The 13,080-nt window shown below is 71.6% G+C and carries 12 protein-coding genes; 5 read left to right on the top strand and 7 right to left on the bottom strand.

Annotated elements, in window-relative coordinates; genetic code table 11:
- Nucleotides 1-314: 314 nt before the first annotated feature.
- Both Q5762_RS26630 and wrbA read left to right on the top strand, forming a co-directional pair.
- Complete coding sequence (locus Q5762_RS26630; protein WP_399495270.1) at nt 315-1,157, top strand: RNA polymerase sigma-70 factor; 843 nt, start codon at nt 315-317, stop codon at nt 1,155-1,157.
- Nucleotides 1,158-1,285: 128 nt separating this feature from the next.
- Nucleotides 1,286-1,894 carry an NAD(P)H:quinone oxidoreductase gene (gene wrbA / locus Q5762_RS26625; protein ID WP_315894771.1) on the top strand — a complete coding sequence of 203 codons (609 nt, stop codon included), beginning with the start codon at nt 1,286-1,288 and terminating at the stop codon, nt 1,892-1,894.
- Nucleotides 1,895-1,914: 20 nt separating this feature from the next.
- Here wrbA and Q5762_RS26620 read toward each other — a convergent pair whose 3' ends face one another.
- The 6 genes from Q5762_RS26620 to Q5762_RS26595 form a co-directional block, all read right to left on the bottom strand.
- Nucleotides 1,915-3,123: a sigma-70 family RNA polymerase sigma factor gene (locus Q5762_RS26620; RefSeq protein ID WP_315894770.1), complete on the bottom strand. Its 1,209-nt coding sequence runs from the start codon at nt 3,121-3,123 to the stop codon at nt 1,915-1,917.
- Between the two features lie 20 nt (nt 3,124-3,143).
- Nucleotides 3,144-3,569, bottom strand: a complete 426-nt coding sequence (locus Q5762_RS26615) for a YciI family protein (RefSeq protein WP_315894769.1) — start codon at nt 3,567-3,569, stop codon at nt 3,144-3,146.
- Nucleotides 3,570-3,728: 159 nt separating this feature from the next.
- On the bottom strand, nt 3,729-4,925 hold the full coding sequence (locus Q5762_RS26610) for a winged helix DNA-binding domain-containing protein (protein ID WP_315894768.1): 1,197 nt from the start codon (nt 4,923-4,925) through the stop codon (nt 3,729-3,731).
- A gap of 283 nt (nt 4,926-5,208) precedes the next feature.
- The gene (locus Q5762_RS26605) at nt 5,209-7,497 is read right to left on the bottom strand and encodes an FtsX-like permease family protein (RefSeq protein WP_315894767.1); all 2,289 of its coding nucleotides are present in this window, start codon (nt 7,495-7,497) and stop codon (nt 5,209-5,211) included.
- Nucleotides 7,494-8,153 (bottom strand): ABC transporter ATP-binding protein, encoded by a 660-nt coding sequence (locus Q5762_RS26600; RefSeq protein WP_315894766.1) that lies wholly within the window; start codon nt 8,151-8,153, stop codon nt 7,494-7,496. The genes Q5762_RS26605 and Q5762_RS26600 overlap by 4 nt, the downstream gene beginning before the upstream one ends.
- Nucleotides 8,154-8,184: 31 nt before the next feature.
- The gene (locus Q5762_RS26595) at nt 8,185-8,598 is read right to left on the bottom strand and encodes a hypothetical protein (RefSeq protein WP_315894765.1); all 414 of its coding nucleotides are present in this window, start codon (nt 8,596-8,598) and stop codon (nt 8,185-8,187) included.
- 250 nt (nt 8,599-8,848) lie between these two features.
- Here Q5762_RS26595 and Q5762_RS26590 point away from each other — a divergent pair, with 250 nt between their 5' ends.
- From Q5762_RS26590 to Q5762_RS26580, 3 genes are all read left to right on the top strand, one after another.
- A complete protein-coding gene (locus Q5762_RS26590; RefSeq protein ID WP_315894764.1) occupies nt 8,849-9,403 on the top strand; it encodes a hypothetical protein in 555 nt (184 codons plus the stop codon).
- A 318-nt stretch (nt 9,404-9,721) separates the two neighbouring features.
- Nucleotides 9,722-10,690, top strand: a complete 969-nt coding sequence (locus Q5762_RS26585) for a hypothetical protein (RefSeq protein ID WP_315894763.1) — start codon at nt 9,722-9,724, stop codon at nt 10,688-10,690.
- A 32-nt stretch (nt 10,691-10,722) separates the two neighbouring features.
- On the top strand, nt 10,723-11,601 hold the full coding sequence (locus Q5762_RS26580) for a hypothetical protein (RefSeq protein ID WP_315894762.1): 879 nt from the start codon (nt 10,723-10,725) through the stop codon (nt 11,599-11,601).
- Between the two features lie 74 nt (nt 11,602-11,675).
- Here Q5762_RS26580 and Q5762_RS26575 read toward each other — a convergent pair whose 3' ends face one another.
- Entirely contained in the window at nt 11,676-13,076 is a 1,401-nt protein-coding gene (locus Q5762_RS26575; RefSeq protein ID WP_315894761.1) for a PLP-dependent aminotransferase family protein, read from the bottom strand.
- Between the last annotated feature and the right edge of the window lie 4 nt (nt 13,077-13,080).

The following is a 13,080-nucleotide window of genomic DNA, read 5'->3' as shown; positions in this document are numbered from 1 at the left end:
ACCTGGCGCGGGTCGGGGAGGCGGCTCCCGAGACGGACCCGGCGCGGGATGCGGTGCGGGGTGGGGAGGCGGCCGCGACAGATCCGGCACGGGATGCGGCGCCGACTCCCGCGACCGACCCGGCACGGGATGCGGCGCCGACTCCCGCGACCGACCCGGCAAGGGATCCGGACCCGGACCCGGACCCGGACCCGGACCCGGACCCGGACCCGGCGCCGGACCGGCAGCCCAACTCCACGCCGAGTCCCGCGACGGGCCCGGCCACGGACCAGGCCACCGACCCGGCGACGGAGAGCTTCGTCGCGCATCGCAACCTGCTCTTCACCGTCGCGTACGAGATGCTCGGCTCGGCCGCCGACGCCGAGGACGTGCTCCAGGAGACCTGGATGCGGTGGGTCGAGGTCGACCTGGCGGAGGTGCGTGACCAGCGCGCGTACCTGGTCAGGATCACCACCCGCCAGGCGCTCAACCGGCTGCGCACCATGTCGCGCCGGAAGGAGGCGTACGTCGGTCCCTGGCTGCCCGAGCCACTGCTCACCGCGCCCGACGTGGCCCTCGACGCCGAACTCGCCGAGAGCGTGTCGATGGCGCTGATGCTCGTCCTGGAGACGTTGTCGCCGACGGAGCGCGCCGTCTTCGTGCTGCGCGAGGTCTTCGACGTCGGTTACGACGAGATCGCGGCGGCCGTCGACAAGACGCCCGCGGCCGTACGCCAGATCGCGCACCGCGCGCGCAAGCACGTCGACGCGCGCCGCCCCCGCGAGGTGGTCACCGCGGGCGAGACCCGGGCGGCCCTGGAGTCGTTCCAGCGCGCACTGGCCACCGGGGACCTGCAGAGCCTGCTGGACGTCCTCGCCCCCGAGGTCGTCCTGCTGAGCGACGGCGGCGGTATCAAGCAGGCGGCGCGGCGGCCGGTCGTCGGCGCGGACAAGGTGGCCCGGTTCATGATCGGCGGCATCGGCAAGAACAAGATCCCGCTGGCGGTCGGGCTCACCGTGGTCAACGGCAGCCCGGCGCTCGTCGTCCACCTGGACGGTGAACTCGACGGGATCATGGCGATCCGCCTGGAGGGCGCCCGGATCACGGGCCTGTACTTCGTCCGCAACCCGGAGAAGCTGACCCGTGTGGAGTCGGAGACCCCACTCACGCTGCGATGAGCCCGTTATCTCCCCTCCCCTCCCCTCCCCTCCCCTCCCCTCCCCTCCCCTGTTGCAAAGTGGATGGATATCCGCTTACTCTCAGGTTCGGTTGAAACGGAATCGAATCCGCTTAAGGGGAGCTCGCCATGTCCGTGAACGTCGCAGTCGTCTACTACTCGGCCACCGGTAGCGTGCACCAGCTCGCCCAGGCCGTCGCCGAAGGTGCCGAGAAGGCCGGGGCGGAGGTGCGGCTGCGGCGCGTGACCGAGCTCGCCCCCGACGCCGCCATCGACGGCAACCCGGCCTGGCGCGCCCACCTGGACGCCACCGGTGACGTCGAGATCGCGACGCTGGACGACCTGGAGTGGGCCGACGCCTACGCACTCGGCTCGCCGACCCGGTACGGCAACATCGCCGCCCAGCTGAAGCAGTTCATCGACACGACGGGCGGCCTGTGGAGCCGCGGCGCCTTCGCGGACAAGCCGGCCACCGCCTTCACCAGCGCCCACAACGTGCACGGCGGCAACGAGTCGACGCTGCTCGCGCTCTACAACACCTTCCACCACTGGGGCTCGGTCATCGTCTCCCCCGGCTTCACCGACGCGTCCGTCTACGCGGCGGGCGGCAACCCGTACGGCACCTCGCACCCGGGCGCGAACGGCGCCCCGGACGAGAACACCCTCCAGGCCGCCCGCTACCAGGGCACGCGCCTCACCAAGATCGCCAGGCGCCTGAAGGGCCTCGCGACGGACTGATGTGCGCGCCCCGGATCCGGTCACTCCGCCAACCGGGCCGCCTTTGTGCGCAGGTAGTGGCGTTCCGGGAGGCTGAGGGTGAGGCGGGCTGCCTGGTAGTAGGCCTCGCGGGCGGCGGCGCGGTCGCCGGTGCGTTCGAGGAGGTGGGCGCGGACGGCGGAGAGGCGGTGATGGTCCTTCAAGCTGGGTTCCAGGGTGGTGAGTTCGGTCAGACCCGCCTCCGGGCCGTGGACCATCGCGACGGCGACCACGCGGCCCAGCTCGGCCATCGGGTGGGGCCAGTCGGCGACCAGGACGTCGTACAGGGCGAGGATCTGCGGCCAGTCCGTGTCCTCGACGCGGCGGGCCTCGTCGTGCAGCGCGGCGATCGCCGCCTGGAGCTGGTACGGGCCCGGCGGGCCCTCCGTGAGGGCCTCCTCCACCAGCGCCGTGCCCTCCTCGATCGCGGCCCGGTCCCAGCGCGTCCGGTCCTGTTCGTCGAGCGGGATCAGTTCGCCGTGCGGCCCCGTACGGGCGTCGCTGCGGGCCTCCGTGAGCAGCATCAGCGCGAGCAGACCGGTCACCGTGGCCTCGCTCGGGAGCAGCCGGCGCACGGCCCGGGTCAGCCGGATCGCCTCGCGGGCGAGGTCGGCGCGGTACAGCGCGGGGCCGGAGGTCGCGGTGTACCCCTCGTTGAAGATCAGGTACAGCACCTGGAGGACGGTGGCGAGGCGGGCGTCCCGGTCGTCGGGCCCCGGCGGCCGGAACCGGTGGTCCCGCAGCTTCGCCTTCGCCCGGCTGATCCGCTGGGCGATCGTCGCCTCCGGTACGAGATGGGCCCGGGCGATCTCCGCCGTCGTCAGGCCGCCGACGGCGCGCAGCGTCAGCGCGACCCGGGCGGCGGGCGCGAGCGACGGATCGCAGCAGAGGAAGAGCAGCGTCAGCGTGTCGTCGTCGGACGGCGCGGCCCGCGTCTCGCGCGGTTCCAGCCGCGTGGCCGTCTCCTCCCGCCGGGCCCGCGCCTCGTCGGCCCGCAGCTGGTCGGTCAGCCGCCGCGAGGCCACCCGGATGAGCCAGCCGCGCGGATTGGCGGGCGTGCCGGACTCGGGCCACTGCCGGGCGGCCGCCACCAGGGCCTCCTGTACGGCGTCCTCGGCGGCGTCGAAGTGCCCGTACCGGCGTACGAGCGCGCCGAGGACCTGCGGCGCGTGACGGCGCAGCAGGCCCTCGACGGTCTCCGGCTCGCTCACTGCCTACTTCCGGTTCGTGTTCACTCGCTGAACAGCTCGGACTCGGACCGCTCGTCGATCTGGCGGATCACCACCGGGTACTCCGGCGCCCCGGCGGGCTGCGGGCAGCGGGCGACGCGCGCGGCGATCTCGGTGACCCGTTCCAGGCTCGCGCAGTCGAGCACCCAGTAGCCGGCCAGCAGTTCCTTCGTCTCGCTGTACGGCCCGTCGGTGATCACCGGCTGCCCGGCCTTGTCGACGCTCACGTGCCGGGTCCGCCTGGGCTCGACGAGCCCCTGCGCGTCGACCAGCTCGCCGGACTCGGCGAGGTCGTTGTTGATGGACCCCATGTGCTCGAACATCGCCTGGATGTCCTTCTCGCTCCATGCGGGGCCCTGCCCGGAGCCCTTGCCGGACATGGTGTCGTAGTCGGCCTGGGATCCCTGCACCATGACGAGGTACTTCATGACGTGCTCCTTCGGTGTCTGTGTCTCGGGTTTCCTGCTGCCTTTCACAGGGGACGTCGGAGCGGGTTTCCGATTCTCGACACCTCGCCGGGGGCGGGTGCGAATTTCTGGGGGATTCCACCCAGGGGAACCAGAAGGGGGCCCCTGGGGGCCCTGGGCTCATCCTCCTGCGAGCTCCCGCTCCAGCGGCGTACGGAACCGAGGAGTGACCCGTACATCCCCCACCCAGCCGCTCAGCCGCGCCGCCTCCGCCTCGGCGGCCGCCCGCGCCGCCTCGCCCCCCTCGTCGCTCAGGAACCGGAGAGCGATCTCCCCGTCCGGGCGCTGGGCCCAGCCGCCGACGACGCGGCCGTTCCACCACACGGTCGGGCCGATGTTGCCGCTGCGGTCGAAGAGCGCGGCCTTGTGGGCGGGGTCGGTGTACCAGTCGCGGTACTGCCAGCCCATCGCCGTCGGATCGAGGGCGGGCAGCAGCGCGGCCCAGGGCTCGGGGTAGTCCCGTACGGGTTCAAGGTCGTCAGGCAGCACATACCCCGTGCCCTCGGACAGCTCCACCGCCTCCGCGCCGATCGCCGAGAGCGCCTTGCGGACATCGGTGACCTTCCACCCGGTCCACCACTTCAGGTCCGCCTCGGTCGCGGGCCCGCAGGCCGCCAGCCACCGCCGTACGAGTTCGGCGTGGGCGAACTCGTCGGAGGGGTCGGGCTGTTCGGGCGTCGGGGCCCACCGGAACCGGCTGGAGGTCCAGGCACCCTGCGGCCGGCCGCGCGCGATCCGCCCCTCCATGCCGAGGACCCGGAGCAGCCGGCTGGAGAGCGACTGCGGCCCTTCCTGACGGGTACCGACCCCGTACACGTACTGCGTGCGCAGCCGGGGAACGGCCGCGCCCAGCTCGGCCCCGGTGGCCTCACCCCGTACGGCCAGCTCGGCGAGGACGAGCCGCTCGGTCTCGGCGAGCCAGGCCGAGTCGTACGCGCTGCCTTTGGCCAGATCCTTGATCAGCATGGCGCGTTCGCGGGTGGCGACGTCACGGGTGGTGGAGGCGTGCACGGTGGGGACGAGTGAGGTCGGGAAGACGAAGATCGTGTGCCGCATGCCGTGCATCCGGGTCAGCGTCCGGTCCTCGTACAGGGCCCGCTCGAGCCCGGCCACGGGCCCCTCGACGCCGTGCTTCCCGGCCAGCCGGGCCCCGACGGCGAGGAAGACGGTGGCGGGGTCGGTCGCGTGCAGGGCGACCAACGACTCGGCGACGTCCTCCACACCGGCCGCCCGCGCGACCCCGGCCAGCCGATGCCGCACGCCCAGCCGGGCTCTGCGCTCTTCGTCCTCGATACGGCGGTGAGCCTTGTTCCCCATGGGGCAAGGATGACCCAGGGGACCTCCGGGGACGGGGAATCACCCGATGAAGTCGACGAGGAGCCGATGAAGGACGTCGGGCCGCTCCAGCTCCCGAACTTCACGGGCCAGGAGTCGAGCCACCCCTGGACCTCCCGCCCGCCGCCGGGATCGGCCCCCACGGGCCCGGCCTCGACGAGCACGAGCCCGGTCAACCGGTCCGGGTACGCGGCGGCGACGAGCCGGGGCCCCCGAGCGCTGCCCGACCAACAGGGGCTGTTCCAGGGCGAGTTCACCGAGGGGGTCAGTCGCGCCGGATGTGCTCGGGATCGACGTGCCGGCGTACGAGCGGCACCGAGGAGACGGCGGCGGCGAGCAGCACCCCGAGACAACAGGCGAGCAGCAACGGCAACCCACTCCAGTCCCAGTGCACCGCCCCACCCCCGGTGATCAGGTAACTCGACTCGGCCAGCCACCCGGTGACCACGGCGGCCCCCAACCCCACGGCCAACGGCACAACCACCTGCACACACTGCACCACCCGCAAGGTCCCACCCCGAGCCCCCAACAACACCAACGCGGCCACCTGCCCCCGCCGCTCCATGGCCCGATCAGCCACGGAAACGACGAACGCGGCCACACTGATGACCAGCCCGAGCACCATGCCTGCGGCGAGGAGGCTGCGGATGACGGTGAGCTGGGCGAGGGATTCGACGACGATGCCGACGGGTTCGACTTCGGCGGTGGGTGCGATGGCGCCGATGCCGTCGAGGACGGTACGGACGGTCGGAGCGTCGGCGTCGCTCAGGAGGACGAGTGCCGAATTCTTCGGCAGTTCGTCGACGCGAACCAGCGACGGAGGAATGAGTACATCGGTCGAGGAGAAGGCGGAGGGTTGATAGGCGCGGACCGTCAGGTGCTCGTGTGGCACGGTGAGGCTGAGTTTCCGGCCGTTCTTCAGGATGAACGGGAAGGTTCGACCCGGCACCGCGTCCTCGTTCGGGGAGCTGCCAAGGTCACGCAGGCTGAGCATCTTCCCGTCGACGCAGCCGCGTGACTCCGCAACGAAGGCGGCGAGTTGGGCACAGGTGGCGATGATGCCTGCCACGCTGGGCTTGGTGAGGCTGTCGTCCGCGGGGGTCCAGGAGGAGAGTTCGACGGCTTGTGCCCGTGCGCCCTCCACCCGGGACATCCTGGCGTACTGCTCGCCGGTGAGTTTGTCCAGCGCCACGCGGTATTCCTGGACGGGAGCCGTGCGGCGGCTGACCTGGTCCAGTTCCACGAGGACGCCCTGGGTCAGAGATGTGGCGAAGATCAGCAGAACCAGACCGGTCACCACACGGAGTGAGGCGCCCGGCTCGACTTCGGCGCGTCGCATCGCAAGCGCCAGGGGGAGTGACCGAGCGGTGCCCGCGAGTTTGCGGGCGAGCCACATGGTGAGGGGCGGAAGTCCGAAGACCAATCCGGCGCCGGTCAGCAGAACCGCAGCGGGGATGAGGAGGGTGTTGGCGGACCCTCCGGACGGGTCTTTCCCCAGGACACTGAGCGCGCAGTAACCGGCGATGACGCCGAGCCCGGGGACCAGGAGGAGCATCCCGTACATACTCGGCGGCTTGCGCTCCGCGGTGCGACGGACGTTGAGCGGGGTACGCGCGGCTGCCCGGGCGCTGTGCCGACCGACGATCCAGGCGAGAGCAGGACACAGGACCAGGCAGGCGAAGAGCGTCGTGGCCTCGGGGCGGCCATCGGCCGGGTACCAGTGGAGTCCAGGCAGACCGATCCGCGCCATCACCTCGTTGAAGGCGAGGTACCCGCCGACTCCGAGGAGCGCCCCGAGGAAAGCCGCGGCTACGGTCTCGCCGGCATTGACCCGCAGGGTGTCTTTGACGCTCAGGCCCACCAGCCGAAGGGCGGCGAGCCTGCGCGCACGGGACTCGGCGGACAACCTGGCGCACACCGAGAGGAACACGGCGAGGGGCAGTAGGACCACGCAGGCGAGGGTGAACCGCAGAATGTCGAGGGTTGACTCTTCGACGACCTCGGAGCGGGCGTAGCGAGAGCCGAAGAAGTCCACTTGCCGGGCGTTCTCCGCCGGGATGATCTGGTCGTGGGTGCTGCCGACGTAGGCGTACAGATCATCGGGTCCGGCAAGTCCGTCGGGCCGGATCGTGCCGGTCACTTTGCCTGGCAGGAGTCCGGCCACTCCGGGTGATTCTGCCAGGACTTCCCGCAGTCGTGGCGAGACGATCACTTCCCCTGCGGCCGGCAGCCTGTCGATGCCGGGGGGAACCGGCGCCGGACCGGAGACCGGGCGGGCGACGAACAGACGGCGGAGCGGCTGGGACCCGTAGGCGTCCTCAAGGCTGAGGGCGACGGTGGCGGCGGTTGGCGATCCGTCCTTCAGCTCGTAGTTGGTTCGCGGCTCACGGGCCGCGGATCGAGAGTCGTGGGCGGCCAGGATCGTCGGAATGGTGAGGACGGCGGCGAGACAAGCCACCCCGAGTGAGCAGCCGAACGTCATCAGCAGGAACCGGGCCCGGCCTCTGCGTCCACCACGCCACAGGAGCCGCAGGCCGAGCAAGAAGGGATTCACTTCAGATTCCCGTCGGTCATCGTGTAGCGACTGTCGGCGTACTCAGCCACCGTTGCGTCGTGAGTGACGATGACGACAGCCGTGCCCTGGTCCCTTGCGAGTTTGAGGAACTCCTCGAGGACAGCAGCGGCGTTGGTGCTGTCGAGCGCACCAGTCGGCTCGTCCGCGAACACGACGTCCGGTCGATGGACCAGCGCTCGGGCAACGGCCACCCGCTGACTCTGCCCACCGGACAATTGCGAGGTTCTGCGCTGGAGCAACTCGGTCATACCGAGCCGCCCGAGCACCTCGCCGGCCGCCGCATGCGCGGGCGCCTTACGCTGGCCGGCGAGGCGCAGAGGGAGAGCGGCGTTCTCCTCGACGGTGAGCTCAGGCAGCAACTCCCCGTACTGAAACACGAATCCGAAGCGTTCCCGGCGGAGTGTGCTCAGCTCGTCGTCCGTGAGTGACGACAACGTCGCCCGGTCGAAGCTCACGGTGCCTCGCGTTGGCGCGAGGACCCCGGCCAGGCAGTACAGCAGCGACGACTTACCTGAGCCGCTGCTTCCCATGACGGCGGCCACTTCTCCACGCCGCAGGGTGAAGTCGGCACCGTTGACGGCCTGGTGCGTTCCATAGAGGAGATCCACGCCCTCGGCGCGGAGAATGGCGTTCATGGTCGTGTGACTCCCTGGCGCTTGCCCGCGGCTACTTCCGGTGGAACGACTTGGGGATCGTGCAGTTGTCAGGTCGCAGGGAGCCCCGGTCGCGGCACACGCGGATGTCCGCGTCGTTGGTGTACTGGGCGGCGCCGTCGTAGACGACCTTGTTCAGAGGCACGGTCTTCCGCTGTACGCCCTTGAAGCGGTTCCAGCTGTAGCCCTCGACCTTGGCCTCCACATAGACGTTGTGGCCGTCGTTCGGAGCGAGGTCCTTGAGCTGCCCCCTGAAGCCGAAGCCTCCGTGGTTCTGCCCCTTGGGCCACCACCGGTACTCCGGATTCAGGAGCTCTGCGCCGTAGGTCTGCATTTGACCGAGGCTCTTCCACGAGTCCGCCACAGCCACCCCCGCTCCACCCAGGAACAACCCCGCCGCCACCGCGACCGTCGCCAACTTGCGCACGTTTCCTCCTGCTTGAGAGCACCCCGACTGGGTGTAGCAGAAAGTGTTCCAGTGATTACGGAGCGCGTGCGCGGGCGTAACGTCACTGCCTGTTCGGCCCCCCCGAACCGGTGACATCAGCACATGAGTGAGGCCCCGGCCGGCCGCGCGCCGTGCCCTGGTTCCCCGGCGGGACGCCGCCCCGCCCCGTAGGAGTGATCATCGGTGTGGCGCCGTGAATCGGCGCGGCCGCCTCGCCAAGGTGGCGCGCATGCGCCTTCCCTCGTACCGCCGTTCCCTCGTCCCCTTCGTGGCCGCCGTCGCCCTGCTGGCCACCGCGGGCTCCGCCGTCTCCACCGCGGCGGAGTCGTGCGGCTCGATCATCACCGCCCCGCTCAACCGGCCCGTCTCCGCCGACGATCCCTGCCCCAGTACCGACCCCGTCGTGTGCCGGATCCGTGTCCTGCCGATGGACGAGAAGGTCGAGGCCCAGCGGACCCGGATGCAGTACCACGGCCTCCTGGAGGACATGCACCGTACGGAGGCCAACATGCGTGAAGCCGGCGCCTCCGAGGAGGAGATCGCCCGGGAACTGGTCGACATGCGCAACCAGGCCAAGGAGATCACCCGCGCCGGCATGACCCCGGCAGAGGTTCGGATCCTGGAGGAGCGCAACATCGCCAAGTACGGCAACCCCCTCGGCCCGACCGCCGACCAGCTCTACGCCAAGTACGGCTCCTGGGAGAAGGTCACCGACGCCTCGATGCGTACGAGTTATGCCGTCGACCGCGAACTGAGCCTCGAGTACCGTCCCTGCCCCGTGTAGGCACGCACGCACTCCGAACAGTGCGAACAGTGCGTGCGAACAGTGCGAAGGGCGCGACCGGTGGTGCCGGTCGCACCCTTCGTCATGCGTGCGGAACGTCTGGCAGGGCCCGTGCAGCCAGACGTACGTCGTGGACCGTAGGGGCGGGTGGGAAGCCCTACGGGACCGGTGATCGCGCCCCGCCCGCGTACGCCCCTCGCGTGCGCCTTCGCGCTCCGCCGGACGGCGTATGCGGCACTGGGGTCCGCCTCACCATGATCAATAACCTGACGTCCGGCGCGTGACCGCGCGTCTGATCGGACAGAAGGTGAGCGACCAGTGGAACTCCCGATGGTGCGGCGACGCACGGCCTGGCTCGCGGCGGCGGCCACCCTGTTGACCGTGCTCGGCACCGGTCCGGCGGTCGGTGCGGCGGACGGCACATGGCAGAAGGTCGGCGGCGACGCCCGCAGCGGGGTCAGCGGACTGGCGTACGAGGGGCGGACGGCGGACGGCAGCGGCGTGAACCTGCTCGTGGTCCACGACAACAAGCGGACCGGCCGGCAGCGCCTCTCCCGCATCACCCATCACGACGGCTCCGCCACCGCCACCGCCTCCGCCACCGCCTCCGACTCCGTCGCCCCGCTCACCTGGAACGGGGCCGAACCGGTCGACCTGGAGGCGATCGAAGCGGTTCCCGGGGCGCCGGGGGAGTACGTGGCGCTGGCCGCCCGCGGCATCGTCTACCGCCTCAAGGTCGACGGCTCCACGGCCACGGTCCTCGACTACGCGCCGCTCCCTGCGATCGGCGACGGCGACGACTTCGAGAGCTTCGCGCTCATCGCGCAGAACGGGAAGCTCGCCGCCCTCTGGGCGGACCGGGGCGCCGGCCAGGACCGCCCCGCGACGCTCTACGCGGCGCCGATGACCATCGCCGCCTGGGGGCAGCCGCTGTTCGGCGCCGTGACGCGGCGGGCCTACCGGGCGCCGTACCCGACCGACGCCGGCACGCGCCACATCTCCGACATCTCCGTGACCGACGCGGGCCGCCTCGTCGTGAGCTCGGCGGCGGACGCCGGCGACGACGGCCCCTTCGACTCGGCGGTGACCGACGCGGGCCGCGTGACGGTGTCGTCCACGGGCCGGGTCCGGGTCACCCTCGACAGCTCCCCGACCGTCCTCGGAACCTTCCCCGGATACAAGGTCGAGGCGGTGGAGTGCCTCCCCGGCGCCGGCTCCACGGACGGCGTTCTCGGCACGGACGACGAGAACGCCGGCGGATACGTACGTACCGCATCGATCCGCTGAACGGATCGGCCCTGTGCGGTTGAGTGGGGGTTATGGATCACTCCCCCCTCCTCGACACCGTATGGAAGCTGCTCCATGAGCGCATACCCGGCGACGTCCCGACCCTGATCGAGGTCCCCGAAGGGGGCACTCTGCGGGAGCTCGTCGCCGCGATCGGCGGGCGGGCGGGCCGGTCCCGGAGCCTGGTCTCCGACGGTGTCGCCGACCCGTCGCTCACCGAGTACGCAGGCCTGGCCCTCCTGGAGCCCTTCGGTGCGGATATCGGCGCTGACCTGCTGGAGCTACGGGCGTGGTCCCACTGGTCCCACTGGATCGGCTGCGCCGAAGTCGCCTCCCCGAAGGCCCTGGACGCCCTGGACGCCCTAGACGCCCCGGACGGCACCCGCCTGTTCGTCGTGCTCGCCGACCGCGAGGACCCGGCGGCGGGCGGGCTCCCGGAGGGCGCGTCCTGGGCGGAGAAGCTGCGCATCGTCACCGGTTGGGAGCCGATGCCCCAGCCGGCCGTCGACTGGTCCGCCGTCGAAGCCGCCCTGGGCACGGCGCTGCCGAGCGACTACAAGGAGACCGCCGACCTCTTCGGCGCGGGCAGCTTCGACTGGTACCTGGACCTCCTCGTCCCCGGCGCCAAGGGCGGCCTGGACCTCGTGACATGGGCCGAGCACGACGCGAAGCACGGCCGCACCGGCCTGCTGCGCTTCGGCACCTCGGAGCGCGAGATCGACTTCGCCTGGCAGACCGGCGCCACCGACCCCGACGCCTGGCCGGTAGTCGTACGGCACGACTTCCGCACCTGGGAACGCCACGACTACGGCTTCGGCGAATTCGTCCTCCGCATGCTGACCGACCCCCAACTCGGCTTCCCGACAAGCCGCCTCACCGCCCACACCTTCCTGAGCTTCGACATGTCGTAAGGAAGAACGAATCGGGAAGAACGAATCGCGAAGAACGAATCGGGAAGAATGAATCGTCAGGAAGAACGAACGCCTCATCCCTCCCTCGGGCCGACGTCGGTGAGCGCGAGTCCCAGCCGCCGTGCGCCCTCGGTCAGCTCGGCGTGATCGGCGGTCGCGGCGAACCCGATGCGCAGGTGCGCCGCCGGCGGTTCGGTGGCGAAGTAGCGACTGCCGGCGCTCACGGCGACGCCGCGCTGCCGGGCCGCGCCGGTGAGGACGGCGTCGTCCACGCCCGACGGCAGGCGAACCCACAGGTGCAGCCCGCCCGTTGGCAACCCGGCCACCGTCGCGCCCGGGATCTCCCGAGTGACCGCCGCGGCCAGCACCGCGCACCGCTCTCGCAGCGCCGTGCCGAGGGCGCGGACGTGCCGGTCCCAGGACGGGGAGCTGAGCACTTCCAGCGCGGCCTCCTGCAGCGGGCGCGTGACGAAGAAGTCGTCGACCAGGCGCACCGCCCGCATGCGTTCCATCACCGGGCCGCGGGCCACAAGGGCTCCGATCCGCAGGCTCGGTGCGGCGGGCTTGGTCAGGGAGGTGACGTGGACGACGGTGCCGTCGCGGTCGTCGGCGACGAGCGGTCGCGGCACGGCACCACCGTGCCCCAGGTGCCGCGCGAAGTCGTCCTCGAGTACGAACGCGCCCGAGGCGCGCGCCACGTCGAGGATCTGGCGGCGCCGCTCTGGCGCGAGCACGGTGCCGGTCGGGTTCTGGTACGTCGGCTGGCAGTAGAGCAGTCGCGCGCCGGTCATCGCGAACGCGTCGGCCAGCAGGTCGGGCCGCAGGCCGTCGGCGTCGAGCGGGACCGGAACGGGCCGCAGCCCCGCGGCGCGGGCGGCGGCCAGGGCCCGCGGGTAGGTGGGGGACTCGACCAGAACCGGGCTGCCGGGCCCGGCGATGGCCCGGAACGCGATCGACAGCGCGCTCTGCCCGCCGGCGGTGACCAGCACGTCCTCCGACGCCACGCTGCCGCCGACGATCCGGGCGAACACGGTGCGCAGCGCCATCAGGCCGCCGGCCGGGGCGCGGTCCCAGGCGTCCGGGCGGCGGCCCGCCCGCGCGAGCGCCGCGCTCAGGGCCCGGGTGGGCTGGAGCGAGCGGTGCACGTAGCCGCCGTCCATCGTGATCGTCCCGGCCGGTGGCGGGCCGAGCGGGTCGGCGATCAGGTGGGTGTCGACGGCGCGGTCGGTGAGGGCGACCGTCTGCCAGTCGGTATCCGTGTCGCTGCCGTCGGCGGCGTCGCGGAGCCCGCCCGGCCGCGCCGCGAACGTACCGCTGCCCGGACGGGTCACCACCGCGCCCTCGGCGGCCAGCGCGGCGATGGCCCGTGCCACGGTCGCCGGGCCGACCCGGTACTCCTTGACCAGCTCCCGGCTGCTCGGCAGCCGGTCGCCGGGCGACAGCCGGGAGACCAGGGCGCGGAGACTCTCGGCCAATTCT

This window comes from Streptomyces sp. P9(2023) (assembly GCF_032436795.1).
In the GTDB taxonomy this organism is placed as follows: Bacteria; Actinomycetota; Actinomycetes; order Streptomycetales; family Streptomycetaceae; genus Streptomyces.
The sequence above is the reverse complement of the archived record's forward strand: the minus strand, read 5'-3'. Positions and strand labels throughout refer to the sequence as shown.